At 72.5% G+C, this 25571-nt stretch carries 25 protein-coding genes, 1 pseudogene and 1 riboswitch; of the genes and pseudogenes, 5 read left to right on the top strand and 21 right to left on the bottom strand.

The annotated features are described in order from the left end of the window. Nucleotides 1-24 precede the first annotated feature (24 nt). From AC3YO9_RS13420 to AC3YO9_RS13385, 8 genes are all read right to left on the bottom strand, one after another. Entirely contained in the window at nucleotides 25-369 is a 345-nt protein-coding gene (locus tag AC3YO9_RS13420) for a Rieske (2Fe-2S) protein (RefSeq protein WP_489983521.1), read from the bottom strand. After that, nucleotides 366-2879, bottom strand: coding sequence for a nitrite reductase large subunit NirB (nirB, locus tag AC3YO9_RS13415; RefSeq protein ID WP_489983520.1), 2514 nt, complete (start codon nucleotides 2877-2879; stop codon nucleotides 366-368). Before nirB ends, AC3YO9_RS13420 begins: the two co-directional genes overlap by 4 nt. Then, nucleotides 2879-3232, bottom strand: coding sequence for a molybdopterin oxidoreductase (locus tag AC3YO9_RS13410; RefSeq protein ID WP_489983519.1), 354 nt, complete (start codon nucleotides 3230-3232; stop codon nucleotides 2879-2881). Before AC3YO9_RS13410 ends, nirB begins: the two co-directional genes overlap by 1 nt. Beyond that, nucleotides 3225-5363, bottom strand: coding sequence for a molybdopterin oxidoreductase family protein (locus AC3YO9_RS13405; protein ID WP_489983518.1), 2139 nt, complete (start codon nucleotides 5361-5363; stop codon nucleotides 3225-3227). Before AC3YO9_RS13405 ends, AC3YO9_RS13410 begins: the two co-directional genes overlap by 8 nt. Nucleotides 5364-5503: 140 nt before the next feature. Then, entirely contained in the window at nucleotides 5504-6001 is a 498-nt protein-coding gene (locus AC3YO9_RS13400; protein ID WP_127781942.1) for a flavin reductase family protein, read from the bottom strand. Further along, complete coding sequence (locus AC3YO9_RS13395; RefSeq protein ID WP_127781941.1) at nucleotides 5998-6507, bottom strand: NAD(P)H-dependent oxidoreductase; 510 nt, start codon at nucleotides 6505-6507, stop codon at nucleotides 5998-6000. The genes AC3YO9_RS13400 and AC3YO9_RS13395 overlap by 4 nt, the downstream gene beginning before the upstream one ends. Nucleotides 6508-6916: 409 nt before the next feature. Further along, nucleotides 6917-8551: a fatty-acid--CoA ligase FadD5 gene (gene fadD5, locus AC3YO9_RS13390; RefSeq protein ID WP_489983517.1), complete on the bottom strand. Its 1635-nt coding sequence runs from the start codon at nucleotides 8549-8551 to the stop codon at nucleotides 6917-6919. 173 nt (nucleotides 8552-8724) lie between these two features. Beyond that, entirely contained in the window at nucleotides 8725-9531 is an 807-nt protein-coding gene (locus AC3YO9_RS13385) for an enoyl-CoA hydratase (RefSeq protein ID WP_489983516.1), read from the bottom strand. A 350-nt stretch (nucleotides 9532-9881) separates the two neighbouring features. Between AC3YO9_RS13385 and AC3YO9_RS13380 the strand changes: the two genes are divergently transcribed. The 3 genes from AC3YO9_RS13380 to AC3YO9_RS13370 all read left to right on the top strand — a co-directional run bounded on the left by AC3YO9_RS13380 (nucleotide 9882) and on the right by AC3YO9_RS13370 (nucleotide 14934). Further along, a complete protein-coding gene (locus tag AC3YO9_RS13380) occupies nucleotides 9882-11120 on the top strand; it encodes a TetR/AcrR family transcriptional regulator (RefSeq protein ID WP_489983515.1) in 1239 nt (412 codons plus the stop codon). A gap of 143 nt (nucleotides 11121-11263) precedes the next feature. Next, nucleotides 11264-12997: an ABC transporter ATP-binding protein gene (locus AC3YO9_RS13375; protein ID WP_489983514.1), complete on the top strand. Its 1734-nt coding sequence runs from the start codon at nucleotides 11264-11266 to the stop codon at nucleotides 12995-12997. Beyond that, nucleotides 12994-14934: an ABC transporter ATP-binding protein gene (locus AC3YO9_RS13370; protein ID WP_489983513.1), complete on the top strand. Its 1941-nt coding sequence runs from the start codon at nucleotides 12994-12996 to the stop codon at nucleotides 14932-14934. Before AC3YO9_RS13375 ends, AC3YO9_RS13370 begins: the two co-directional genes overlap by 4 nt. Before the next feature lie 21 nt (nucleotides 14935-14955). Here AC3YO9_RS13370 and AC3YO9_RS13365 read toward each other — a convergent pair whose 3' ends face one another. The 7 genes from AC3YO9_RS13365 to thiO all read right to left on the bottom strand — a co-directional run bounded on the left by AC3YO9_RS13365 (nucleotide 14956) and on the right by thiO (nucleotide 20410). Beyond that, nucleotides 14956-15597: a TenA family protein gene (locus tag AC3YO9_RS13365; protein ID WP_489983512.1), complete on the bottom strand. Its 642-nt coding sequence runs from the start codon at nucleotides 15595-15597 to the stop codon at nucleotides 14956-14958. Continuing rightward, nucleotides 15594-16202: a TenA family protein gene (locus AC3YO9_RS13360; RefSeq protein WP_489983511.1), complete on the bottom strand. Its 609-nt coding sequence runs from the start codon at nucleotides 16200-16202 to the stop codon at nucleotides 15594-15596. The genes AC3YO9_RS13365 and AC3YO9_RS13360 overlap by 4 nt, the downstream gene beginning before the upstream one ends. Further along, nucleotides 16199-17533, bottom strand: a complete 1335-nt coding sequence (locus tag AC3YO9_RS13355) for a purine-cytosine permease family protein (protein WP_489983510.1) — start codon at nucleotides 17531-17533, stop codon at nucleotides 16199-16201. The genes AC3YO9_RS13360 and AC3YO9_RS13355 overlap by 4 nt, the downstream gene beginning before the upstream one ends. A gap of 7 nt (nucleotides 17534-17540) precedes the next feature. After that, on the bottom strand, nucleotides 17541-18359 hold the full coding sequence (thiD, locus tag AC3YO9_RS13350) for a bifunctional hydroxymethylpyrimidine kinase/phosphomethylpyrimidine kinase (RefSeq protein ID WP_489983509.1): 819 nt from the start codon (nucleotides 18357-18359) through the stop codon (nucleotides 17541-17543). Further along, nucleotides 18356-19114 (bottom strand): thiazole synthase, encoded by a 759-nt coding sequence (locus AC3YO9_RS13345; protein WP_489984054.1) that lies wholly within the window; start codon nucleotides 19112-19114, stop codon nucleotides 18356-18358. Before AC3YO9_RS13345 ends, thiD begins: the two co-directional genes overlap by 4 nt. A gap of 31 nt (nucleotides 19115-19145) precedes the next feature. After that, nucleotides 19146-19343, bottom strand: coding sequence for a sulfur carrier protein ThiS (thiS, locus tag AC3YO9_RS13340; protein ID WP_127781935.1), 198 nt, complete (start codon nucleotides 19341-19343; stop codon nucleotides 19146-19148). Further along, complete coding sequence (gene thiO / locus AC3YO9_RS13335; protein ID WP_489983508.1) at nucleotides 19340-20410, bottom strand: glycine oxidase ThiO; 1071 nt, start codon at nucleotides 20408-20410, stop codon at nucleotides 19340-19342. The genes thiS and thiO overlap by 4 nt, the downstream gene beginning before the upstream one ends. Continuing rightward, a riboswitch (TPP riboswitch) is annotated at nucleotides 20407-20514 on the bottom strand. Its footprint overlaps the gene before it by 4 nt. A gap of 28 nt (nucleotides 20515-20542) precedes the next feature. On the opposite strand from thiO, the gene thiE reads away from it, so the two are divergent. Further along, nucleotides 20543-21208: a thiamine phosphate synthase gene (thiE, locus tag AC3YO9_RS13330; RefSeq protein ID WP_489983507.1), complete on the top strand. Its 666-nt coding sequence runs from the start codon at nucleotides 20543-20545 to the stop codon at nucleotides 21206-21208. Between the two features lie 49 nt (nucleotides 21209-21257). On the opposite strand, the gene AC3YO9_RS13325 is transcribed toward thiE, so the two are convergent. The 6 genes from AC3YO9_RS13325 to AC3YO9_RS13300 all read right to left on the bottom strand — a co-directional run bounded on the left by AC3YO9_RS13325 (nucleotide 21258) and on the right by AC3YO9_RS13300 (nucleotide 24615). Continuing rightward, the gene (locus AC3YO9_RS13325; RefSeq protein WP_489983506.1) at nucleotides 21258-22010 is read right to left on the bottom strand and encodes a S1 family peptidase; all 753 of its coding nucleotides are present in this window, start codon (nucleotides 22008-22010) and stop codon (nucleotides 21258-21260) included. A gap of 209 nt (nucleotides 22011-22219) precedes the next feature. Next, nucleotides 22220-22582: a WhiB family transcriptional regulator gene (locus AC3YO9_RS13320; RefSeq protein WP_127781931.1), complete on the bottom strand. Its 363-nt coding sequence runs from the start codon at nucleotides 22580-22582 to the stop codon at nucleotides 22220-22222. 118 nt (nucleotides 22583-22700) lie between these two features. Next, nucleotides 22701-23024 (bottom strand): DUF202 domain-containing protein, encoded by a 324-nt coding sequence (locus tag AC3YO9_RS13315; protein ID WP_206518073.1) that lies wholly within the window; start codon nucleotides 23022-23024, stop codon nucleotides 22701-22703. Between the two features lie 29 nt (nucleotides 23025-23053). Continuing rightward, nucleotides 23054-23416, bottom strand: a complete 363-nt coding sequence (locus AC3YO9_RS13310) for a YidH family protein (protein ID WP_127781929.1) — start codon at nucleotides 23414-23416, stop codon at nucleotides 23054-23056. Next, nucleotides 23413-24117, bottom strand: coding sequence for an NUDIX domain-containing protein (locus AC3YO9_RS13305; RefSeq protein ID WP_489983505.1), 705 nt, complete (start codon nucleotides 24115-24117; stop codon nucleotides 23413-23415). The genes AC3YO9_RS13310 and AC3YO9_RS13305 overlap by 4 nt, the downstream gene beginning before the upstream one ends. A gap of 54 nt (nucleotides 24118-24171) precedes the next feature. Further along, nucleotides 24172-24615 carry a nitroreductase family deazaflavin-dependent oxidoreductase gene (locus AC3YO9_RS13300; RefSeq protein WP_127781927.1) on the bottom strand — a complete coding sequence of 148 codons (444 nt, stop codon included), beginning with the start codon at nucleotides 24613-24615 and terminating at the stop codon, nucleotides 24172-24174. Between the two features lie 122 nt (nucleotides 24616-24737). On the opposite strand from AC3YO9_RS13300, the pseudogene AC3YO9_RS13295 reads away from it, so the two are divergent. After that, nucleotides 24738-25556 (top strand): annotated as a pseudogene (locus tag AC3YO9_RS13295) (Sir2 family NAD-dependent protein deacetylase); the annotation flags it as partial. Nucleotides 25557-25571: the final 15 nt, after the last annotated feature.

Genomic DNA, 25571 nt, shown 5'->3' with positions numbered 1-25571 from the left:
CTGCACGGTGGGCGGGGGCGCGCCTCACCGCGCGATTCGTGGACCGATCCTGATGGCTCCGCTCTCGTCGGCGCTCACCTGGTAGGCACACACTCCCGTTGCCCCGCTGGACATCTCCTGCCCGGTGGCCAGGTCGTAGGTGTAGCCGTGCAGCGGGCAGACCACCACCCGCTCGTCGGTGAGGCCGTCGGCCAGCGGGCCGCCCCGGTGCGGACAGACCGCGTCCAGCGCCCGCAGCGAGCCGTCCCGCAGCCGGTACACCGCCACCTGGTCACCGGCGACCGCGAAGGCCCGGCCCTCCCCCACCGGGATGTCCTCGAGGTGGCCCACCACCGGGGCGTCCACCTCCTCCAGCGGCTCGGCGCTCACCGGACCGGCACCTGGGGGAGCACGGTCAGCGGCAGCGAGGGGCGGAACTGCCCGGGGGTGGCCGGTTCCCTGCCGTCCGTCCACGGGTCGCGGTAGGCGTCCACCGCCTTCTGCATCTCCGCGTCCAGGCGCTCGGCGATGCCCTCGCTGTCGTCCACCACCACTGCGCGGAGGTGCTCGATACCCATCCGCGGCACCCAGCTGTAGGTGCGCTCCAGCCAGTTGGCGCTCTCCCGGTAGTACTGCAGGAAGCGACCGGTCAGCGTCATCACCTCCGCGGCGCTGGTGACGGTGGCGAGCAGGTCGCCCTTGCGCACGTGTGCACCCGCGGCCCCGCCCACGTAGATCTCCCAGCGGCCGCCCTCCACCGCCACCACCCCGAGGTCCTTGCACAGCGCCTCGGCACAGTTGCGCGGGCACCCGGTGACGGCCAGCTTCATCTTCCCTGGGCCGGCGATGCCCTTGAAGCGCTCCTCGATGGCGATGCCCAGGGCGGTGGAGTCGCCCACCCCGAAGCGGCAGAAGTCGGTGCCCACGCAGGTCTTCACCGTGCGGAAGCTCTTGCCGTAGGCGAAGCCCGAGGGCATGTCCAGGTCGGCCCACACCGCGGGCAGGTCCTCCTTGCGGATGCCGAGCAGGTCGATGCGCTGACCGCCGGTGAGCTTGATCAGCGGCACCTGGTACTTGTCGGCGACGTCGGCGATCTTGCGCAGCTGCTCGGAGCTGGTCACCCCGCCCTTCATCTGCGGAACCACGGAGAAGGTGCCGTCGCGCTGGATGTTGGCGTGCACCCGGTCGTTGATGAACCGTGCGTCGTGCTCCTCCACATACTCCTCGGCCCACATCATCTGCAGCAGCGAGGCCAGGCCCATCTTGGACTGGGCGTCCTCGGCGGCCTCCGGCGCCAGGGCGGCGAACACCGACGACACCGAGTGCAGCTCGAGCTCACGGATCAGCCGCATCAGCTCCGGCTTGGCGTAGGGCACGCCGGGCACGTACCAGCTGGCCGAGGCGTCCTCCTCCACCGCGCCGCCGGCCGCCCACTCCACGACCTGGCCCAGCAGTCCCTTGCACGAGCCGCAGCCCTTGCCGGCCCGGGTGGCGGCGGAGACCCCGCTCACCGTCTTCTGCCCGCCCTGCACGCAGCTGACGATGGCCGCCTTGCTCACCCCGTTGCAGTTGCAGACCTGAGCGTCGTCGGCCAGCTCGGCCGCCCCCACCTCCACCGACGGGGTGCCCAGGTCGAACATCAGCGAGATGCGCTCCTCGGGCAGCGGCAGCCCGCGGTCGAACGCCTGCATGAGGAACGCCACCTTGCTCACGTCGCCCACCAGGGTGGCGCCCACCAGCTTGCCGTCGCGCACCACGATCGTCTTGTAGATGCCGTTGCGCGGCTCGGAGAACTGGACGAACTCGTCGTCGGGGTGCTCCGGGTGCTTGAGCCCCATGGCGGCCACGTCCACGCCGGCGACCTTGAGCTTGGTGGCCATCCGGGAGCCCTGGTAGACGGCCTTGGGGTTGGTGCCCGTGAGGTGCTCGGCCAGCACGGTCGCCTGCTCCCACAGCGGTGCGACCAGCCCGTAGACCTGGCCGCGGTGCTGGGCGCACTCCCCCACCACGTAGATGTTCTCGTCGTCCACCGAGCGCAGGTGGTCGTCGACGACGATGGCGCGCTCCACGGTGAGCCCGGCCCGCACGGCCAGTCCCACGTTGGGCCGGATTCCGGCGGAGACCACGAGCATGTCGCAGGGCACCTGGGTGCCGTCGGAGAACTCGATGCCGGTGACGGCGCCGTCGGCGCTGAGCACCTTCTCGGTGCGCTTCTCGGTGTGCACGGTGATGCCCAGGTTCTCCACCGACCGGCGCAGGATGGCCCCGGCGTCGTCGTCGAGCTGGGCGTTCATCAGGGTGGGCGCGGCGTGCACCACCTCCACCTCCAGGCCGCGGTTCTGCAGCCCGCGCGCGGCCTCCAGCCCCAGCAGCCCGCCGCCGATCACCACTGCGCGGGCCTTGCCGGCGGCGTAGTCGATCATCCCGGAGCAGTCGTCCAGGCTGCGGAAGCCGAAGACACCCGCGGTGAGCGTGGTGTTGTCCGCCCACATGCCCTCCATCGGCGGGAAGAAGGAGCGGCTGCCGGTGGCGATGACGAGGCGGTCGTAGTGCAGGGTGCTGCCGTCGTCGGCCAGCACCACCTTGGCGAAGCGGTCGATGCGCACCACGCGGACGCCGGCGCGCAGGTCGATGTCGTTGTCGGTGTACCAGTCGACGGGGTTGAGGTAGATCTCCGAGGTGTCGTCCGAGCCGGCCAGCACGTTGGACAGCAGGATGCGGTTGTAGTTGCCGTAGGGCTCGTCGCCGAAGACGGTGATGGCGAACTGCCCGGCACCGTCGCGGGCCAGGATCTCCTCCACGGCGCGCACCCCGGCCATCCCGTTGCCCACCACGACCAGGCGCGAGCGCGACGGCTCGTGGCCGTTGCGGGCGGCTGGGGCTTCCTCGAGCAGCGTCATCAGACCTCCACCAGCCCCAGGTCGACCACCACGGTCCCGCTGCACCCCTCCGGAGCGGCCACGTGGATCTCCAGCACGGTGTCGCCCAGCAGGTCCTCCACCACGCGCAGCGGCACGTGACAGGCCCCGGAGGCGGCGATCGGGAAGTAGCGCATGGGCGCTCCGTCGCGCACCAGAACCACGGTGATCATCTCCGGCGCGCTGTTGCCGCCGCGGAAGTAGACCGGTTGGGTGGTGGCTCCCGGCGGCACCGTGTAGCGCAGCTCGGGAGACAGCGGCAAGGGGCTGTCCAGGCCCTTGCCGTCGAAGGCGAAGACGCCCTGCAGGAATCGGGGAGTGCTGCTGTCAGGCATGGCTCGGCTCGCTCTCGGTGTCGGTGGGGCGGGCTGGGTCAGCAAGGTCGGCACGGTCCAGCGCGACGGCGCAGACCTTGAACTCGGGCATGCGGGAGTACGGGTCCAGGACCGGGTTGGTGAGCAGGTTGGCGTTGGACTCCCCGCCCCAGTGGAAGGGTGCGAAGACGGTGTCCGGGCGGATGCCCGCCACCACCTCCACTGCCATCACCGCCTTGCCCCGACGGGTGCGCAGCTGGACCAGGGCTCCGTCGCCCACGCCCAGGCGCTGGGCCAGGTCGCGGTGCAGCTGCACCGCGGCACCGGCCCCGTCGGCGGCCAGGGACGGCACTCGCCGGGTCTGGGTTCCCGACTGGTACTGCCGGGCCAGGCGGCCGGTGCTCAGGTAGTAGGGGTACTCCTCGTCGGGCACCTCCGCGGTGCCCTTGTGCTCCACCGGGTGCAGGTGGGCACGCCGGTCGGGCGTGGGGAAGTCCACCGTGAACAGCCGTGGGGTGCCGGGGTGCCGCGGGGAGGGACACGGCCAGAACACGCCCTGGTCCTGGGCGAGGCGGTGGTGGCTGAGCCCCGAGTAGTCGGCCTTGCCACCGGCGCTGGCGCGGCCGAGCTCGGCGAACACCACCTCCGGGTCGTCGGAGAAGAACGGCCGGCCGAGGCGCTCGGCCAGCTCACGCATGATCCACAGGTCGGTGCGCGCACCGTCCGGGGCGTCGATGGCCTGCTGCCGCAGGATGACCCGACCCTCCAGGTTGGTCATGGTGCCGGTCTCCTCGGCCCACTGGGTGGTGGGCAGCACCACGTCGGCCAGGGCCGCGGTCTCGGAGAGGAAGAAGTCCGACACCACCAGCAGGTCCAGCGCCCGCAGCCGCTCGGTGACGTGCGCGGCCCGCGGGGCGGACACCACGATGTTGGACGCGGTGACCAGCAGCGCCCGCACCCCGCCGTCGGTGCCCAGGGTGTCGAGCATCTCGTAGGCGGAGACCCCCGGCTGCGGCAGCTCGTCGGGGTGCACGCCCCACACCCCCGCCACGTGCGCCCGCGCCGCGGGGTCGTCCAGGCGGCGGTAGCCGGGCAGCTGGTCGGCCTTCTGTCCGTGCTCTCGACCGCCCTGCCCGTTGCCCTGGCCGGTGATGGTGCCGTAGCCGGAGTAGGGCCGTCCGGGCAGGCCCAGGGCCAGCGCCAGGTTGATGTAGGCCATCACCGTGTCCGAGCCGGAGCTGTGCTGCTCAGCACCGCGGGCGGTGAGGATCATCGCCCGCGGCGCCTCGGCCAGCAGGTGCACCGCCGCCACCAGGTCGGCCTCGGGGACGCCGGTGATGCGCTCCACCCGGTCGGGCCAGTACAGCCGCACCGCCCGGCGCACCGCCTCGAAGCCGGTGGTGCGCTCGGCGAGGTAGTCGTGGTCGACCAGGCCCTCGCGGATGGCGATGTTGAGCATGCCGTTGGCCAGGGCCAGGTCGGTGCCGGGCACCGGCTGCAGGTGCAGCTCGGCGCGACGGGCGGTGCCGGTCAGGCGGGGGTCGACGACGACGTGGCGGGCGCCGCGCTCGCGGCCGGCGTCGAAGAACTGCATGGCCGGGGGCATGGTGTCGGCCGGGTTGCTGCCCACCAGCAGAACGGCGTCGGCGTGGGCGACGTCGGCCAGCGGGAAGGGCAGGCCGCGGTCGATGCCGAAGGCCCGCCCGGCGGCGTTGGCGGCCGAGGACATGCAGAAGCGGCCGTTGTAGTCGATGGACGCCGTACCCAGCGCCACCCGGGCGAACTTGCCCAGCTGGTAGGCCTTCTCGTTGGTGAGGCCGCCGCCGCCGAAGCAGCCCACGCTGTCGCGGCCGTGGGCGTCCTGGCTGCGGCGGATGCCGGCCACCACCCGGTCGAGCGCGTCGTCCCAGGTGGTGGGGCGCAGTGGTTCGTGCCGGGAGTCACGCACCAGCGGCTGGGTGAGCCGCTCGGGGTGGGCCAGCAGCTCGGCGGAGGTCCAGCCCTTGGCGCACAGCCCGCCGAGGTTGGTGGGGAAGTCCTCCTGCGGCGCGACCGTGAGCGGCAGGGCGTCAGCCGGGGCGTCGGGAGCCGGGGCGGTGAGGGTCATGCCGCACTGCAGCGAGCAGTACGGGCAGTGCGTCTTGGTCGGCATGCTCCCCCTGCGTCGTGGCGACGACCTGGCCCCACGAACCTAGGAGGGCAAGGTTTCCTCGGTGTTGCTCCGAGGAGTCAGGGAGGAAGCCATGCGTTCACCGCCACCGCCCCGACACGCTGAGGTGCCGGGGCCAGCGGCTAGCCCGCGTCGGCGGCGAGCTTGCGGAACTTGCTGCCGTGGAAGACGATCGGCGCCACGTCCTGCAGCACCTCGAAGGAGTTGACCGCCATCAGCACGATGGCGTGGTCACCAGCGGGGACCTCCTCGGTGACGGTGGTGTCCAGCCACGTGGTCGCGCCCTCGATGAACACCGCACCGTCGTCACTGGTGCGCAGGGTGAGCCCGGCGAAGCGGTCGCCGGTCTTGGCGGCCAGGGTGCGGGCGGCGCCGTCGTGGGCCTCCCCCAGCACGCTGATGCCGATGCGCTGACAGGCCCGCAGCCGCGGCCAGGTGGACGAGGTGTTCTGCACGCAGAAGGCCACCAGCGGCGGCTCCAGGGACACCGCGACGAAGCTGCTGGCGGCCATGCCCACGGGGGTGCCGTCGATCTCGGCGCACACCGCCACCACGCCGCTGGGGAACTGTCCGAAGGCGTTGCGCAGCTCGCCCTGGTCGAAGGTGCTGGGGGTGGTCATGAAGTCTCCGTTCGTGAGCTGGCGGCGGCGGTGAGCACAGCTCCCCACCGGGCCGCGTAGTCGGCGACTCGAGTATCGCTGCTGTACGTCGAGTCAAGCAGGAACAGTCCCGGTGCCGGCGCAGTGGCCCCCAGCTCGACCAGCACGTGCTTGAGGAACAGGTCCGGCGCCATCGCGTGCGTGGGTCCGGCCCCGAGCATCAGCGGGACCACCACCACGCCCCGCAGCCCGTCGCCGGTGGCGAACTGGTCGAGGAAGAGCTTGAGCACCCCGGTGTAGGTCGCCTTGAACGTCGGGCTGGCCACCACCACCAGATCCGCCGCCTGCACGGTCGCCACCGCCGCCTGCACCCCGGCATCACCCCAGCCGAGCAGACCCGGCCCCAGGGTGATGACGTCGATGACCTCGGCGGGCTCCTCGCCGGTGAGCGCGCTGGCCACCAGGGTTGCCGCCTCGAGCGTGCGTGAGCCCGGCTTCGGGTTGCCCGCGACCACCACTACCTTCATGTTCGTCCTCCGCGCTGCGTGTGTCGGTGTATCTGCCAGTGTTGCTCAGCGCACTGAACGCCACGCTGATGGCCGGATTGCTACCGGCGAGTGGCCGGAGTGTTTCGCCGGCGCCCGAACCACCCTCTTGTGGCGGCGATCACTCGGCGCATCGGCGTCGACGCGAGTGAGCGCACCGATCTCGTGGTCACCGGCACGTTCGCCGTGGCGCGCAACCCCATCTTCACCGCCATGAGCCTGACCGGGCTCGGCCTGGTGCTGCTCAACCCGAACGTCGTCGCCGTGGCCGGGCCGGTGCTGCTCCTCGTGGCCCTGCCAGCTGCAGGGGCCTGGCCCGCCGCCAGGCTGCGCAGCACTGACCTGCGCTGGACTGACCTGGGTTGGACTGACCTGGGCAGCCCCGTCCGGGTCAGACCGAGCCGGCTCCCACCTTCGGGTAGGCCGAGCGCAGCTCGCCCTTGACGACCTTGCCGCTGGCGTTGCGCGGCAGCGCGTCCACCACCACCAGGTCCTTGGGGTGCTTGAAGCGCGCCAGCCGGGTGTCCAGCCACGCGGAGAGCTCGGTGATGGTCAGCTCACCGCCGGTGACCGCGGCCACCGCCACCGGGACCTCGCCCCAGCGCTCGTCGGGTCGGCCGATGACGGCGACCTCGGCGATCTGTGGGTGCTCGTAGAGCACGTTCTCCACCTCGGCGCAGTAGACGTTCTCCCCGCCGGAGATGATCATGTCCTTCTTGCGGTCGACGACGAAGACGAAGCCCTCCTCGTCCTGGCGCACCACGTCGCCGGAGTGGAACCAGCCGCCGTGGAACGCATCCGCGGTGCCCTGCGGGTTCTGCCAGTAGCCCTGCATGAGCGTGGGGCCGCGGTAGACGATCTCGCCGACCTCGCCGGGGCGGACGTCGTTCATCTCGTCGTCCACCACCCGGGCCTGGATGGTGGGGATGACCCGGCCCACCGAGCCCAGCTTGCGCAGCGCGTCCTCGCCGTCGAGCACGCAGGTGATGGGCGACATCTCGGTCTGGCCGAACACCGCGACGTTGAGCGCCTCCGGGAAGGTTTCCGCCATCGCTCGCAGCACCGTGTCCGAGGCCGGGGCCGCGCCCCAGGAGATCACCCGCAGCTGCAGCTGCCTGGGCCGGGCCGCCTGCTCGGCACACACCGCCTGCCACTGCACCGGCACCAGGAACAGCGTGGTCACGCCCTCGGCCTCCAGCACGTCCAGCAGCTGGCCCGGGTCGAACGCCCCCGTCGGGTGCACCACGGTGGGCACCCCCAGCAGCAGCGACGGCGCCAGGCTGCCCAGCGCGGCGATGTGGAACATCGGCGCGGCGCAGAAGCCAACCTCGTCGGTGCCGTGCATCTGCAGGGCCCGGATGCAGGTGAAGGCCTGGGCCTGCAGGTTGGCGTGGGTGAGCACCGCGCCCTTGGGCCGGCCGGTGGTGCCGGAGGTGTACATGATCAGCGCTGGGGTGTCGTCCGGGACGTCCACCGGGGCGTGCTGCGCACCGGTCTCGGTGAGCAGCTGCTCGTAGCCGAGCACGTCGCCCTCGGCGGGGCCACCGACGGTGATGCTGACCTCCAGCTCGCTCACCTGCTCGCGGACCTTGGCCACCAGCGGGGCCAGCAGGGCGTCGGCGACGACGGCCCGGGCGCCGCTGTCCTGCACCAGGAAGGCGATCTCCGGTGGGGTCATCCGGAAGTTGACCGGCACCGCGATGGCCCCGAGCAGGTTGGTGGCCAGCACCACCTCGAGGTACTCGGGGCGGTTCAGCATCACGATGAGCACTCGGTCGCCGAAGCCCACGCCGCGGCGGCTGAGCGCGTCGGCGAAGGCGGTGACCCGGCCGTCGAGCTCGCTCCAGCTGGTGGCGGCGCCCTCGAAGCGCAGCGCCACCGCAGCCGGGTTCATCAGGGCGTGCCGGCGGACCTGGTTGTTCCAGTTGCTGCGCCGCGACCGCAGCGGCTCGGCGGTGAGATCAGCAGCGGGGTCGGCAGCGGGGTCGGCAGCGGGGTCGGCGGTGGGGTCGGCGGAGACAGTCATCGAGGGGTTCCTCTCACCAGAGCTGACCGGCGCGAGAGCGAGCCCGCACCCGGCCGTGATTGTGACGAGTATTACACAACCATGACACCGGGCGTCCGCTCTTGTTAACCATCATTCTTCACACGAAGCACGATCCTTCGCCGCGAGACGTGCTGAAGTTTGCCGCTGTTCGCTCAGGCGAACCGAGTGCGCCGGTGCTCGAGCACCGCGGCGATGCCCTCGGCGAAGTCCGGGGACCCCAGCAGCTCCCGCTGCCCCACCGACTCCCGCTCCAGCGCGTCCTCCAGCAGCGCCAGGGTGGACGCGGTGAGGGCGCGCTTGGTGAGCTCGAGGGCACGCCGTGGCCCGCGCGCCAGGCGGCGGGCCACCTTGTCCACCCGCTCAGCCAGGTCCGCCGCCGGGAGCACCTCGTTGATCAGTCCCGTCGCGCAGGCGTGCTCGGCCGTCATCGGCTCGGCCAGCAGCGCCATCGCGTTGGCCCGCGCCCGGCCGAGCGCTGCGGGCACCAGCAGGCTGGCGCCGCCGTCGGGCATCAGCCCGACGTTGGCGAAGGCCAGCAGGAAGTAGGCCTCCTCGGCCGCGTAGACCAGGTCGCAGGCCAGCGCCAGCGACACCCCGAGCCCGGCCGCGGGGCCATTCACCGCCGCGACGACCGGCAGCGGCAGCTCGATGATGGCCCGCACCAGCCGGTTGGCGGTGTCCATCGTCTGCTGGGCGCGGGCGTCCGCCTCCGCCTGGTTGGCCGGGGGCTCGGCGCTGGCGATGGCCAGCACGTCCGCACCGGTGCAGAACGCGCCGCCGGTGCCGGCGATGACCACCACCCGCACGTCGGGCTGGACGGCGTCCTTGGTCAGGGCGTCGGCGAGCGCCAGGGCGGTGGGCCCGTCCAGGGCGTTCATCCGCTCCGGCCGGTCGATGGTCAGCCGCAGGACGCCGCCCTCCCGGCTCACCAGCAGCCCGCTCACGCGCGGCCGACCCACGTCAGCACGCCCTGCACCACGGGGCGGCACACCCTGAACCCCTGCGCGCACCGGGTGCTCAGCACGCCGAACCGCCCGCGGAGTCGAACGGGATCTCGGAGCGCCCCATGAATCGTCCTTTGCTCACGACGTCAGAATGGCGGTTAACATCCTCGCAACGCACGCCGTTGTCAACACCGGGCGGACAGGGTGCTCGTGGTGCACGCTCGCGCCCCCCGCCCAGCTGCGGGGACCTCCGACGTCGGAACCAGCAGGTGCAGCCTCGGGTAACATCGCCGCACCGTGCCGCCTGCTCCACCCGCACCGAGCGCACCCGCGCCCCGCGCTCCCGACCCGCACCGGGGAGTCCCATGACCAGTGAGCCAGCGACCGGCGCGCCGCCAGCGGACGTGGCTCCGGTCCGCCGGCGGCCGAAGAACCGCAAGGCCCAGATCGCCGCGACGGCGGCCGAGGCGTTCAGCGAGAACGGCTACCACGCGGTCGGCGTGGCCGACATCGCGTCCCGGCTGGGGATCTCCGGGCCGGCCCTCTACCGGCACTTCCCCAACAAGTACGCACTGTTCCGGCACGCCGCCATGACCCTGGCCGACGCCCTCGTGGCTGCGACTGACGAGGCAGCGGAGCAACCGGCCGAGGACGCCGAGGAGCAGCTGCGCCACGCGCTGCTGGCCATCATCGCCACCACCCTGGACAACCGCCGCACCGGTGGGCTCTACCGCTGGGAGGGCCGGTACCTGCGGCCGGCGGACCGCGCGCGACTGAGGGAGAAGATCACTCGCGTCAGTCGTCGGCTGGTGGACCCGTTGAGCCAGCTGCGCCCGGAGCTGACCGCCCGGGACGCCCAGGTTCTCGGCGTGGCGGCGCTCAGCGTGATCGCCAGCACCACCGCGCACCGCGGCACCCTCTCCACGGACCGGGTGCGGGCGCTGCTGCTGCAGGCCTGCTGGTCGGTGCTGCGCTGCGAGCTGCCCAGCGAGCCGGGCGTCGAGGCCCCGCCGGCACGGGCGGGGCTGGCGGTGACGTCCAAGCGCGAGGTGCTGCTGCAGGAGTCGGTGGCGCTGTTCCACCGCCGCGGCTACCACGAGGTGAGCATCGAGGAGATCGGCGCCGCCGCGGGGATGAACGCCTCCGGGGTGTACCGGCACTTCGCCAGCAAGAGCGACCTGCTGGCCACCGCCTTCCACCGCGCCTCGGAAAGGCTCACCCAGGCGATCACCTCGTCGCTGGCGGCCTCGCGGAGTCCGGAGGAGGGGCTGGCCCGGCTGGTCGAGGTCTACGTGGAGCTCTCCTTCGCGCAGAGCGAGCTGATGTCGGTGTACTTCGCCGAGATCGGCAACCTGCCCGCCGACCAGCGCGCGACGCTGCGCACGATGCAGCGGCTCAACGTCGAGGAGTGGGTGCACCTGCTCGCCGAGGTGCGCCCGGACCTGGCTGCGGCCCAGGCCCGCTTCCTGGTGCACGCCGCCTTCGGCCTGGTGCTCGACGTCGGCCGCCTCCTGCGCTTCTCCCCCACCGCCGAGGCGCACCACCGGGTCGAGCAGCTGATGCTCACGACGATGCTGGGCCGGGCGGCCTCCCGCTCGTCCTGATCCACCTGACCCGTGCAGCCACCACGACCGCCGCGGGTGCCCGCAGGGAAAAGGGGTGGGAGCCCACGCACGGGCGGGTGGTTCAATCGAGGGGTCGACCCGCCACGAGCGACGGGCCCGGACGAGAGCGGCGTGGCCCCACCTTGTTGATCCAGCTCCTGCGTTCCACCCTGGCGCCCTACCGTCGCGACATCAGCTGGGTGGTGGCGCTGCAGCTGCTGCAGACGCTGGCCACCCTGTACCTGCCCAGCCTCAACGCCGACATCATCAACAACGGCGTGGTGCTCGGCGACACCGGCTACATCGTCCGCATCGGCGGCTGGATGCTGGCGGTCACCCTGGTGCAGATCGCCTGCGCGGTGGCCGCGGTGTACCTCGGGGCGCGCACCGCGATGGCGGTGGGCCGCGACCTGCGCTCGGCGGTGTTCCGCCGGGTGCTCACCTTCTCCGCGCGGGAGATGGGCCGCTTCGGGGCGCCGTCGCTGATCACCCGCACCACCAACGACGTGCAACAGGTGCAGATGCTGGCCCTGATGACGTTCACGCTGATGGTCACCGCGCCCATCATGTGCGTGGGCGGGATCCTGCTGGCCCTGGAGCAGGACGTGCCGCTGTCCGGCCTGCTCGTCCTCGCCGTGCCGCTGCTCGGCGTCATCGTCACCATCATCGTCTCCCGGCTGCGACCGCTGTTCCGGGTGGTGCAGGACCGCATCGACACCACCAACCAGGTGCTGCGCGAGCAGATCACCGGGGTGCGGGTGATCCGGGCGTTCGTCCGCGACCGCGCCGAGCAGGAGCGCTTCGCCGAGGTCAACGGCGAGCTCTACGACGTCTCGCTCCGGGTGGGGCGGCTGATGGCGTACATGTTCCCGCTGGTGATGCTGGTGATGAACGTCTTCAGTGTGGCCGTGCTCTGGTTCGGCGGGCACCGCATCGACAGCGGCGCCATGGAGATCGGCGCGCTCACCGCCTTCCTCACCTACCTGATGCAGATCCTGATGGCCGTGATGATGGCGACGTTCATGTTCATGATGGTGCCGCGCGCGGAGGTCTGCGCCGAGCGGCTGCGCGAGGTCCTGGACACCGCCTCCAGCGTGGTGCTGCCCACCCGCCCGGTCACCCGCGGGCTGCAGCGCGGCCACCTGGAGCTGCGCGACGTGGAGTACCGGCTGCCGGGTGCGGAGCAGCCGGTGCTGCAGGGCATCACCCTGCGCACCGGACCCGGGGAGACCACCGCGATCATCGGGGCCACCGGCAGCGGCAAGACCACGCTGGTCAACCTGGTGGCCCGGCTGATGGACGCCACCGCGGGAGCGGTCCTGGTGGACGGGGTGGACGTGCGCGAGCTGGACGGCCCCACGCTGTCCACCGCCATCGGCCTGGTGCCGCAGAAGCCGTACCTGTTCAGCGGCACGGTCGCCTCCAACCTGCGCTACGGCAACCCCGACGCCACCGACGACGAGCTCTGGCACGCCCTGCGGGTGGCCCAGGCCAGCGACTTCGTGGCCCAGCTGGCCGACGGGCTGGACTCGCGGGTCGCCCAGGGCGGCTCCAACCTCTCCGGCGGGCAGCGCCAGCGGCTGGCCATCGCCCGCGCCCTGGCCCACCGCCCGGAGATCTACCTCTTCGACGACTCCTTCTCCGCGCTGGACTACGCCACCGACGCCGCGCTGCGCGCCGCGCTGGTGCAGGAGACGGCCGACGCCACGGTGGTGATCGTGGCGCAGCGGGTGAGCACCATTCGCGGCGCCGACCGCATCGTGGTGCTCGACGCCGGCCGGGTGGTCGGCTCGGGCACACACGAGGAGCTGATGGCCGACAACGGCGTCTACCAGGAGATCGTGCTGTCCCAGCTCACCGCGGAGGAGGCGGCATGAGCCACCCTGGACCACGCCGCGGCCCCGGACCGGGCCCGGGCATGGGCGCGCCGGTGGAGAAGGCGATGAACTTCCGTGGCTCCGGCCTGCGGCTGCTGTCCACCCTGCGACCGCAGCGGGCGCTGGTGCTGGTGTCGCTGCTGCTGGCGGCGGGAAGCGTGGGCCTCACCGTGCTGGGTCCGCTGATCCTGGGCTGGGCCACCGACCTGATCTTCGCCGGCATCCTCGGCCGCTCCGTCCCGGAGGGCACCAGCACCGACCAGGCGGTCCAGCGGCTGCGCTCCGACGGCGAGGGCAACCTCGCCGACATCGTGGCGCGGATGGACGTGGTGCCCGGCCAGGGCATCGACTTCCACGCCATGGGCCGGGTGCTGCTGCTCGCCGTGGCCGTCTACCTGGGCGCCTCGCTGCTGAGCCTGCTGCAGGGCCGCATCACCGCCACCGTGGTGCAGGGCAGCGTCTACCGGTTGCGCGAGGACGCCGAGCACAAGCTGTCCCGGCTGCCGCTGAGCTACTTCGACCGCCACCCGCGCGGGGAGCTGCTCAGCCGGGTGACCAACGACGTGGACAACATCGCCCAGTCGCTGCAGCAGACGCTGAGCCAGATCGTCAGCTCGCTGCTCAGCATCATCGGGGTGCTGGTGATGATGCTGGTGATCTCGCCGCTGCTGGCGCTGATCGCGGTGATCACCGTCCCGGTGTCGGTGGTGGTGGCCACCATGATCGGCAAGCGGGCGCAGCCGCAGTTCGTCAAGCAGTGGGCCAGCACCGGCCGGCTCAACGCGCACGTGGAGGAGATGTACACCGGCCACGCCCTGGTCAAGGTCTTCGGCCGTCAGGACCAGGCCATCGCCACCTTCGACGAGCACGACGACGCGCTGTACCAGGCCAGCTTCAAGGCCCAGTTCATCTCCGGCACCATCCAGCCGGCGATGACCTTCATCGGCAACCTCAGCTACGTGCTGGTGGCCGTGGTCGGCGGGCTGCGGGTGGCCACGGGTGCGCTGTCGCTGGGCGACGTGCAGGCCTTCATCCAGTACTCCCGTCAGTTCAGCCAGCCCATTACGCAGGTGGCCAGCATGGCCAACCTGCTGCAGTCCGGCGTCGCCTCGGCCGAGCGGGTCTTCGCCCTGCTCGACGCCGCGGAGCAGGAGCCCGACCCGAAGCTGCCGCAGCGCCCCGCCGAGCTGCACGGGCGGGTGGCCTTCCAGGACGTCTCCTTCCGCTACGACCCGCAGACCCCGCTGATCGAGCACCTCTCCCTCACCGTGCAGCCGGGCCAGACGGTGGCCATCGTGGGCCCGACCGGGGCCGGCAAGACCACGCTGGTGAACCTGCTGATGCGCTTCTACGAGGTGACCGGTGGTCGGATCACCCTGGACGGGGTGGACATCGCCGCCATGGCCCGCGAGGAGCTGCGCGCGTGCACCGGCATGGTGCTGCAGGACGCCTGGCTCTTCGGCGGCACCATCGCCGACAACATCGCCTACGGCGTGCCCGGTGCCACCCGGGCGCAGGTGGAGGCGGCTGCGGAGGCCACCCACGTGGACCGCTTCGTGCGGGCGCTGCCGCTGGGCTACGAGACGGTGCTGGACGAGGAGGGCTCCAGCGTCAGCGTGGGCGAGAAGCAGCTGATCACCATCGCCCGGGCCTTCCTGGTGCAACCGACCATCCTGATCCTGGACGAGGCGACCAGCTCGGTGGACACCCGCACCGAGGTGCTCATCCAGCGGGCCATGAGCTCGCTGCGCCAGGGCCGCACCAGCTTCGTCATCGCCCACCGGCTGTCCACCATCCGCGACGCCGACGTCATCCTGGTGATGGAGTCCGGCAGCATCGTGGAGCAGGGCACGCACACCGAGCTGCTGGCCGCCGACGGCGCCTACGCGCAGCTGTATGCCGCGCAGTTCGCCCAGGCGGTCGCCGAGGTGGACTGAGCCTGGGTCGACCAGACCGGTCTACCCGGTGTGCACCTCGCCCCAGAAGGCCAGCTCGAAGCTGACCACCTGGGCGAAGGCCTGCTCCTGCTGCGGTGTCGGGGCGCCCTGGCCCAGCAGGGCGCCGAGGTCGTCGGCGTAGGCACCGAAGGCCGGGGCCGACCAGTTGTCGATGAACCCGCGGTAGGGCGAGCTGGTCAGCGCCGCCCGCTCGCGCACCGCGGTCCAGGCGTCGAAGTAGGCCTTCTCCACCCCGTAGAGCACCGCGGCGGCCACGCCGTAACCGTCGGCCAGGCTGGCCAGCAGGAAGGACGTGTAGGCCAGCACGGCCCCCGTGGGCCGGTAGGTGTGCGGCGCCAGCCCGCGCTCGGCCAGCTGCTCCCGGAACAGCGCCAGCTCCGGGGTGAGGGCGGCGATGCCACCGGCGAGCACGTCCCGGGCGGGCTCGTCCGGAGCCTGGGCGAGCACCCCGGCCAGGAAGCGGCGGAACTGCACCACGAAGTGGTGGTCGGCCAGCAGCCAGCGGTCGAAGGCGCCGGGGGGCAGCGAGTCCTCCGCGGTGGCCAGCACGAACGGGTGGGTCAGGCACTTGTGCCACAGCTGAGCCTGACCGGCCACCAGCTGCTCGGCGGTGCTGGTGCTGGCGGCGGGGGCGGCGCTCACCGGGCGTCCCAGAAGTCGAGCTCGTGGCGCATCGCCTGCAGGAACGCCGCCTCGGCGCGGACCGGGTCGGGATCGGCCTCGTCCAGCATCTGCCCGCACCGGCGGGCCAGCTCCGCGAACCCGGGGTCGGCGTAGGTGTCCACCCACTGCCGGTACTGCGGGTCGGCCGGCGGGTGCTGGGCCAGGCGCTGTCCGAGCTGGGAGTAGCCCCACATGCAGGGCAGCAGCGCGGCCAGGCCGGTGCCGTAGTCGGCGGCCGAGCTGAGCAGGAAGCCCGTGTACGCCGCGCACTGCGGGCTCTTGGTGGCGGTGTCCAGCTGCGCGCCGAAGGGTGCGGCCAGCGCGCGGTGCAGGTCCAGCTCCTCGTGCCAGGTGCTGTGCGCCAGGTCCACCAGCTCCCCCAGGTGCTCCTCCGGCGCCTGCCAGGCCAGCCGGCTGAACACCCGCACGTAGTCGAGCAGGTAGAGGTAGTCCTGCTCCAGCCAGCGGCCGAACTCGTCGCGGTCCAGGTCACCACGGCCGATGCCGACCACCGTGGGGTGCGCCAGCTGCTGCTGCAGCAGCGGCTCCCCCAGCCGGTGCAGGCGCTGCGACAGCGTGCTCATGCGCGCACCGTCCGGCGCACGCGCTGCGACACCAGCCCCACCGCCACGGTGAGCCCACCGGCCACGGCCAGTGACACCAGCGAGGCCGACCAGCCGCTGCCGGAGAGCCCGACGTCGGCCTGTCGCGCGGTCCACCAGCTGGTCCAGCCCTGCGCCCAGCCGGTGAGCGCGGTGGGCGCCACCAGCTGGTAGGCCACGAATCCGGCAGCCCAGGGCAGCAGCATCTCCCACCGCGCGGGGGCACCGGCGGAGACGTCCCACGCGGCGCGGGAGCGGCGGGCCAGCAGGTAGTAGGCGACCAGGAAGGTGGCGGTCAGCGGGACGAAGACGGCGCCGAGCAGGAAAAGGAAGGGCTCGTAGCCGGTGGCGTCCACCGTGAGCGCCAGCACGGTGGCCAGCGCCCCCACCCCCAGCACCAGGTGGCGGCGGTCCCAACCCGGTCGCAGGTTCTGCGCGCTGACGGCCGTGGAGTACAGGTTGGCGAACGCCTCGTCCAGCTCGTCGAGCACCAGGATGAGCACCGCGACCACGGCCACCGGCAGCAGCAGCAGCTGGGCCACCACGTCGAAGCCGGTGACGCCGTAGACCTTGACGGCCAGCACGCCGAGGGCGAAGAACAGGATGGTGGCGGTGCCGTAGCCTACGCTGGCCCCGAGGAACGACGCCGTGGCCGAGCGGGAGTGCCGGGCGTAGTCCGCCGCCAGCGGCACCCAGGACACCGGCAGCGCGATCACCAGGTCGACGCTGAGCCAGAAGCCGCCGAAGTCGCCGTCGGTGAGTCCGGGCAGTGGCTCGCGCAGCACCTGCACCAGCAGGTACGCGGTGGAGGCGACCGCCGCCCACACCGCGTAGCGGGCCAGCAGGTGCACCACGCCCAGCGGGTGGAGCGCCATCACCGTGGCCAGCACTCCGCCGACGAGCACGAACACCCAGCGCGGGCCGTCGGTGAGCTGGGTGGCCACCTCGGCGATCACGAAGATCTCGAAGGTCGCCCAGCCCACGCACTGCACCAGGTTGGCCGCGGTGGGCAGGCTGGACAGCCGGGTGCCCAGCAGGCCGCGCATGAGCACCATCGCCGGGGCGCCGGTGCGTGCACCCGCGGCGGCGGCCAGGCCGAGCAGGGTGCTGCCGATGACCGCTCCCACCACCACCGCCAGCAGGGTGGCGAGCAGGGACTGTCCGCTGAGGACGATGTAGGTGGCGGCGACGGGCAGCAGCAGGGAGATGCCCAGGTTGCCCCACAGGCCCAGCTGCGAGCGCAGCCCGAGGGTGCGCACCGGCGTGGCGGTGAGCGTGGCGGCGGGCTCGGCGTTGGTCTCGGTGCCGGTCACGGGCCGGTCACGGGGTCGGCCACCAGGCGTGGAAGTGGTGCTGGGGGCCGTGGCCGGTGCCCACGTCCAGCCGGTCGGCAGCGCGGAAGGCCGCGGAGAGGTACTCCTTGGCCTCGGCGACCGTGCTGCACCAGTCCGGGCGCTGCGGGCGCAGGGCGGTGATGGCCGCGGACAGGGTGCAGCCGCTGCCGTGGGTGTTGCGGGTGTGCACCCGGGGCGCCGACAGCCGGGTGACCTCGCCGTCGAGCAGCAGCAGGTCCACGCTGTCGGCGCCGTCGAGGTGGCCGCCCTTGAGCAGCACTGCGGGGCCCAGCTCGCCGAGCCGGTGCAGCTGCTCGAGCATGGTCGCCTCGTCGGTGGCCTCGTCCTCGCCGAGCAGGTCGGCAGCCTCGGGCAGGTTGGGGGTGATCAGGTCGGCCAGCGGCAGCAGCTGGGTGCGCACCGCGTGCACCGCGTCGGCGGCCAGCAGCCGGTGGCCGCTGGTGGACACCATCACCGGGTCGACCACCAGGTAGCCGTGCGCGTGCCGACGCAGGCCGTCGACCACCACCTCCACCACCTCGGCGGTGCCGAGCATGCCGGTCTTGGTCGCGGCGATCCGCACGTCGGCGAGGAGGTTGTCTAGCTGGTCGGTGATGAAGGCCCCGGGCGGCTGGTGCACCGAGTGCACGCCGTGGGTGTTCTGCGCGACCAGCGAGGTGATCACCGTGGTGCCGTAGGCCCCGAGCGCGGAGAACGCCTTGAGATCGGCCTGGATGCCCGCGCCGCCGCTGGGGTCGGTGCCGGCGATGCTGAGCACGTTGGGCGGCGGCACGGCCTGGCTCATGCGTCCTTCCCCGGCAGGGTGGGTGAGGACGCCTGCGCCCAGAAGCGGCGCGGGATGCGACCCGCCCGGCGGGCGGCGTGGCCGGCGATGACGGCCGCGGCCATGGCCTGCGCCATCAGCTCCGGGTGCTGGGCCCGGGTGACCGCGGTGGCCAGCAGCACCGCGTCGCAGCCCAGCTCCATGGCGAGCGCAGCGTCGCTGGCGGTGCCGATGCCCGCGTCCAGGATCACCGGAACCTCGGCGGCGTCCACGATCATCTCGATGTTGTGGGGGTTGGCGATGCCCAGGCCGGTGCCGATGGGCGAGCCCAGCGGCATGACGGCGGCACACCCCACGTCCTGCAGCCGGCGGGCCAGCACCGGGTCGTCGGTGGTGTAGGGCAGCACGGTGAAGCCGTCGTCCACCAGCCGCTCGGCGGCGTCGAGCAGCTCCACCGCGTCGGGCAGCAGGGTGCGCTCGTCGGCCACCACCTCCAACTTCACCCAGCTGGTCTCCAGCGCCTCGCGGCCGAGCTGGGCGGTGAGCACCGCCTCCGCCGAGCCACGGCAGCCAGCAGTGTTGGGCAGCACGTCGATGTTGTTGCGTCGCAGCAGCTCCAGCACTCCGCTGCCGCCGGCGGCGTCGACGCGGCGCATGGCCACCGTGGTCAGCTCGGTGCCGGAGGCGAGCAGCGCCCGCTCCAGCACCGACTGGTTGGCCGCACCGCCGGTGCCCATGATCAGCCGGGACCGGTAGGTGCGGTCGGCGATGCGCAGCCCGGTGTCGGCCGGCTGGTGCTGGTCCCGGCTAGCCACCTTGCACCGCCGTCACGATCTCCACCACGGCGCCGGCCGGCACCTCTGCGGTCCACCGGCCTCGGGGGACGACGGTGCCGTTGAGGGCCACCGCGATCCCCTTCTCCGGTGCGCCCTCGGCGAGCAGCAGCTCGGCCACGGTGCAGCCGGCGGCCAGCTCGCGGGCTGAGCCGTTCACGGTCACGGTCATGAGAACCTCCTGGGGTGGGCGGGCGCCGCCTCCGGCAGCGGGCTGCCGTCGAGCTCGGCCAGCACGGCGTCAGCGGTGAGCGGGAGCAGCAGCAGGCCGTTGCGGCCGTGGCCGGTGGCGGCCACGGTGCGCTCGTCGAGACGGCCGATCAGCGGCAGGTTGTCCGGAGTCATCGGCCGCAGCCCGGCGATGGCCTCGGTGAGCTCGTACTCGGCGATGCTCGGCAGCACCGCCTCGGCGTCGGCGATGAGGTCGCGCACCCCACCCACGGTGACGTCGCGGTCCTCGCCCACCTCGTGCTGGGTGGCCCCCACGACGATGCCGTCCGAGCGGGGCACCAGGTAGACGTGCCGGCCGTGGACCACGCCGCGCACCGTGCAGCCGGGCGCGGGCAGCACGCTGCGGCGGTGGCGCAGGCGCAGGATCTCGCCCTTCACCGCGCGCACCGGCAGGCTGGGCACCAGGGCGGGTGAGCCGGCACCGGCGGCGAGCACCACCTGGTCGGCGGGCAGTGCGGCCAGGTCGGTGACGGCCTCGTGCACCAGCTCCACCCCGGCGGCCAGGCAGGCCGCCTGCAGCGCCGCGAGCAGCGCCCGGTTGTCCACGAAGAGGTCACCGGGAACGTCCAGGCCGCGCCGAATGCCTTGGGCCAGTGCGGGTACGCGCTCGCGCAGCTCGCGGCGGCCGAGCTCGGTGACGGTGCGCCCGCGCGCGGCCAGCCACTCCGCGAGCACCGCCAGCTCACCGACGTCGGCGCTGTCCAGGCCCACCACCAGGGTTCCCGCGGTACCCAGGCCCGCGTCCGTCCCAGCGCCGGCGCTCAGCTCGGCGGCGAAGTCGGGCCAGCGGTGCAGCGAGTCGGTGTTGAGGACGAGGGCGTCCTCCTCGCCCGGCCAGCCCTCGGTGAGCGGGGCGAGCATCCCGCCCGCCACCCAGGAGGCACCGCGGGCGGGAAGGGGGTCGTGCAGCCGTACGCGCCAACCCGCGCAGGCGGCCCGCCAGGCCACGGACAGACCCACGCCACCAGCCCCGACGACGCTCAGGCGTCCACGGTCGTGCACACGCATCTGTTCTCCTCGCTCCCTGCGCCGGCATGATCCGGATCAGGTTCGACGGTCGGAGCTCCCAGCTCCCTCTCAGCCCCCTGTGCGGGACTCCCGTGCGTACCGAGAGCCACCGTAGTCGCTAGCCTCGGCAACATGCACATCCGCCAGCGACTCGCCACTGCCCGGCTCTACCTGTGCACTGACGCGCGTCGGGAGAAGGGTGACCTCGCCGCCTTCGCCGACGCCGCCCTCGCCGGTGGGGTGGACATCATCCAGCTGCGCGACAAGGACTCCGCCGGTGAGCAGCAGCTCGGTCCGCTCGAGGCTCGCGAGGAGCTGGCGGCCCTGGCGGTGCTCTCCGCAGCCTGCCGTCGGCACGGCGCGCTGCTGGCGGTCAACGACCGCGCCGACCTCGCCGCCGCGGCCCGGGCCGACGTGCTGCACCTGGGCCAGGACGACCTGCCGGTGGCCATGGCGCGGGAGATCGTGGGCGAGGACATGATCATCGGCCGCTCCACCCACACCCTGGAGCAGGCCCAGGACGCGGACCTGGCACCGGGCGTGGACTACTTCGCCACCGGACCGTGCTGGCCCACGCCCACCAAGCCCGGCCGTGAGGTGCCGGGCCTGGACCTGGTGCGGGCCACCGCCGCCCATGGCACGCAGCGGCCGTGGTTTGCCATCGGCGGCATCGACGCCGCCCGGCTGCCGGAGGTGCAGGCTGCCGGCGCCACCCGGGTGGCGGTGGTGCGAGCGATCACGACGGCCGCCGACCCCCGTGCCGCCGCCGCCGAGCTGGCCGCGGCCCTGCGCGACTGACCCAGAGCTCGCGCCGGCCCGGTCGGGCGGTGCTGGCTGTCTGTCGGAGCTAGCTGCCGACTCGCAGGCTCAGCCCGTAGGCGTCCAGCACCGGGCCGAGCGGCTGGAAGTACGTGGTGCCGTTGGTCGCGCAGTCGCCGACTCCGCCGGAGACGACCCCCTGGGCCTGGTTGCCACTGATGAAGGCGCCGCCGGAGTCGCCGGCGTCGGAGCAGATCGAGGTGGCCGTCAACCCGCTGACCAGTCCCTGGTCGTACTGCACGGTCTGGTCCAGCGCCACGATCTCGCCGCAGTGCCAGCCTGAGGCCTGCCCGGACATGCACACCGGGTCGCCGACCGCGGCGGGCGCGGCGCCTCGCACCGGGACGGTGGTGCCGTCGTGCTGGCTGACCGTGCCGGTGCCGGTGAAGCCGGGCAGCGTGGCCACCCAGCCGAAGTCGGTCTCCGGGAAGCTGGTGGCCGCGATGCTGCCCAGCTCGGCCCCGCCGGCGGTCTGCACCGCGTTGCCGGACCGGCCACAGTGCCCGGCGGTGATGAACCCCTCGGCTCCGCTGCGGGCGGTGACGGCGAAGCCGGTGCTGCACACCTCGTCGTTCTCCACGACGTACTGCTCGCCAGCCACCACGGGGAGGCCGGCAGGGGCGACGACCACCGGACCCTCGGCCGCAGGAACGGTCACGCTGGCCACCGGCGCGGCCACCCCGCTGGGGACCGGCTCGACCGTCAGCTCGGATGCTCCGGCCGTGGTGATGGCAACCAGGCCACTGGCGACGAGGGCCAGCCCGACGAGCGTCGCTCGCACCGCGTGAAAAGTGCGCTTCCGCGAGGGGACGCTACTGCGCATGTGACACCTCAAATCTCACCACTGCAACACTCACAACCAGGCCCCGACGACCTTTGCCAACAGTACCTGGACGTGGGCAGCGTCCTGCGGGTGTGCACTGTGGAGCGGCCGACAGCCCGGTTCGCCGAAGCGGAACCGGGCCATCGTGCCTTGCGTGAACCAGAGCTTTAGCTAGCCTCTACACCTTTGCGAGGATTGACCGTCGCCGCACCGTCACCGCTGCTGCGGGCCGCGCCGGGCATCGTCTCAGCCCGGCGGCGGGCGCGGAGCTGGTCCTTGCGCTCCTCGGCCGACAAGCCGCCCCAGATGCCGTAGGGCTCGTGCACCTGGAGGGCGTGCTCCCGGCACCGGTCGATGACCGGGCAACGCCGGCAGACGGCCTTGGCCTCTTGCTCCCGGCGCAGCCGCGTCGGGCCGCGCTCGTACTCGGGATGAAAGAACATCGTGGTCTGCAGGCCTCGGCAGGCGCCTTGCGCCTGCCACTGCCAATGATCTTCCACCGGACCTGGAAGTCGACTGTAATCCGCCACTGGGCACCACCCTCGATAATCCTTCGAGATGGCATCAACCCGCTGTCTGGAGTATCCGCGTCGTGGAATGACGTTATCGCAGCGTGCGCCAGGACACCAAGTTCTTGATCAATTCGGGTCAGCGCAGCAGAAGGTTAGCCACGATCGCCGCTGCATAAAGGGCGATTGCTCCAGACAGTGCCAATATGACCACTGTGCGTGGACCAGGAGGATCATCTCGGTGTGCGGCGATCTGTCGTGATCGCACTCGGCCAAAACATACCGTGAGTGCCGCTATAACTACAGAGAGTGCCGCTAAGGCTATGTCCGCTCGGCCCACCTCGCCCTCCTGCGGATAGCGCAGCAGCAACAGTGCGCCGTTCACCAGCACCGCCAGCGAGGTGCGGCTCCAGGCCAGCTGGGTGCGCTCAGCGACGCCCTGCCCGCCGCCTGGCGCGCGCACGGCGGTCGCAGCCCGCCGGACCGGCACCGTCAGTGCTCGCCGAGCAGGAGGACCACGGCCAGCGCCGCCACCAGCATCAGCCCGCCCCCGAGGATCCAGGTGAGCCAGGTGCGCGGCAGCGGGTGACCGCGCCGCATGGCCCGCTGCGTGGCGTACCAGCGCCAGGTGCCGCCCACCGACATCACCACGCTCAGCACGCCGAGGGTGACGCCGACGCCGATCCGCACTGCGGCCACCGAGAACTCCGGGACCAGCTGGACCACGGCGACGCCCGCGGCGAGGAGGGCGAGGGCGGTGCGCATCCAGGCCAGGAAGGTGCGCTCGTTGGCCAGGGTGAACCGGTAGTCCGGCTCCTCCTCCGGCACTGCGGTGCGGGAGGAGGACGAGCTCATCCGAACCATGCCGTCAGGGCCGCCGGCTCCACCGTCAGGACCTCCGGGGGCAGCTGCCCGTGCAGCCCGCGGTCGGCGGTGACCACCACCACCAGGCCCGACCGCCCGTGCGCGGCCGTGGCCGGGTCCGGGCACACCTGGATCTCGCTGACCCAGCCGAACGTGCGGTCCGGCAGCTCGACCGTCCGCTGCGCGGCCAACCCGTCGGGCAGGCCCGGGAGGCGGGAGTCGAGCACCAGCAGCAGCGGCCGGGCGCGCAACAGCGACCAGCTGCCCGCCAGCCCAGGGTGCAGCTCCAGCTCGGGCACCGCGTCCTCGGCCACCCAGCGCAGCTCGGCACTCTCGCCGTTGCGCTCGGTGGCCAGCTCGTGCGCGGCATCGGCCACCACGGTGGTGTAGCTCCACCCCTCGGGCACCGACGAGGTCACCCGCTCCGCGCGCACCGTGACGTCCTCGCTGCGCACCCCGGTCTCCTCCGCGGCCTCCCGCAGGGCCGCCTGGGCCGCCGACTCGTGGCTGTCTCGAGCACCCCCCGGCAGCCCCCAGGTGCCGCCGTGGTGGCTCCAGACGGCCCGGTGCTGCAGCAGCACGGCGGCCACCCCGGCCCGGGGCGCGCGCAGCAGCAGCCCGGCCGCGCCGTGGCGGCCCCACCGCTTGGCGCCGTCCGGCCCCACGGCCCAGCCATCACCGTCACCGCGCACGACAAGTCCTCGCGCCCGGCCACGTACCGCGGGCTGGGCGCCCAGGCGAGTGGATCACTGCGGAGTGATCGCCTCCAGCACGAACACCGGGATGTCCCGGTCGGTCTTGCGCTGGTAGTCGGCGTAGTCGGGGTACGCCGCCACGGCCCGCTCCCACCACACCTGCTTCTCCTCGCCGGTCACCTCACGGGCGGTCATGTCCCGCACCGTGGTGCCGTCCCGGAGCTCCACCACCGGGTTGGCCTTGATGTTGTAGTACCAGACGGGGTGCTTGGGGGCTCCGCCCAGCGAGGCCACCACCGCGTAGACACCGTCGTGCTCCACCCGCATCAGCGGGATCTTGCGCAGCTTGCCCGACTTGGCGCCCTTAGTGGTGAGCACCACCACCGGCATGCCGTTCAGCAAGTTGCCGCGGGTACCGCCGGACTCCTCGATCTCCTCGACCTGCTTGCGGACCCATTCCTGGGTGCTGGGCTCGTACTCTCCTTCAAGGGGCATGGCTCCATCCAACACTGGCGGAGCGACGCTCGCCAGGCACCGTCCCCGCACCCGGGACGTACCCTCGCCAGGTGCCCTCCACCGCAGCCACCTCGGCGCGGGAGCTGTCCGCCAGGGACGCGTTGCGCCGCGCGGTCGACGTCCTCGCCGGGCTCCGCGTCACGGCCCTGACCGGGGCCGGGTTGTCCACCGACTCCGGCATCCCGGACTACCGCGGGCCCGGCTCGCCGCCGCGCAACCCCATCACCTACCAGCAGTTCATCGGCGATCCGGTGTTCCGCCGGCACTACTGGGCGCGCAACCACGTCGGGTGGCTGCAGCTGCGGGCCAAGCGGCCCAACGCCGGGCACCGCGCGCTGACCCAGCTGGAGCGCTGCGGGGTGCTGACCGGGGTGATCACCCAGAACGTGGACCTGCTGCACAGCGCCGCCGGCAGCCGCCGGGTGATCGACCTGCACGGCACCTACGCGCGGGTGGTGTGCCTCGGGTGTGGCGAGCTGACCAGCCGTGCCCAGCTGGCCGGGCGCCTCACCGCGCTCAACCCCGGCTTCACCGAGGGGGTGCTCGAGCTCGGTGACGTGGAGGTGGCTCCGGACGCCGACGCGGTGGTCTCGGCCACCGCCGGCTTCCGGGTGGCCGACTGCCTGGCCTGCGGCGGGCTGCTCAAGCCCTACATCGTGTTCTTCGGCGAGAGCGTGGCCAAGGAGCGGGTGGCGCGGGCCTTCGCGCTGGTGGAGGAGAGCGAGGCCCTGCTGGTGGCCGGCTCGTCCCTCACCGTGATGTCCGGCCTGCGCTTCGTCCGGCACGCGGCGAGGACCGGGCGCCCGGTGGTGGTGGTCAACCGTGGTGCCACCCGGGGCGACCCGCTGGCCGCGGTGACGGTGGATCTCGGGTGCAGCGAGGCGCTCACCGGGCTGGCCGAGGAGCTGGGGGCGCGCCCGCCGGGGCAGGAGCCA

The sequence above is a fragment of the Rhodococcus sp. Z6_132 genome (assembly GCF_058133635.1).
This window is presented reverse-complemented; position numbering and strand designations above follow the sequence as displayed.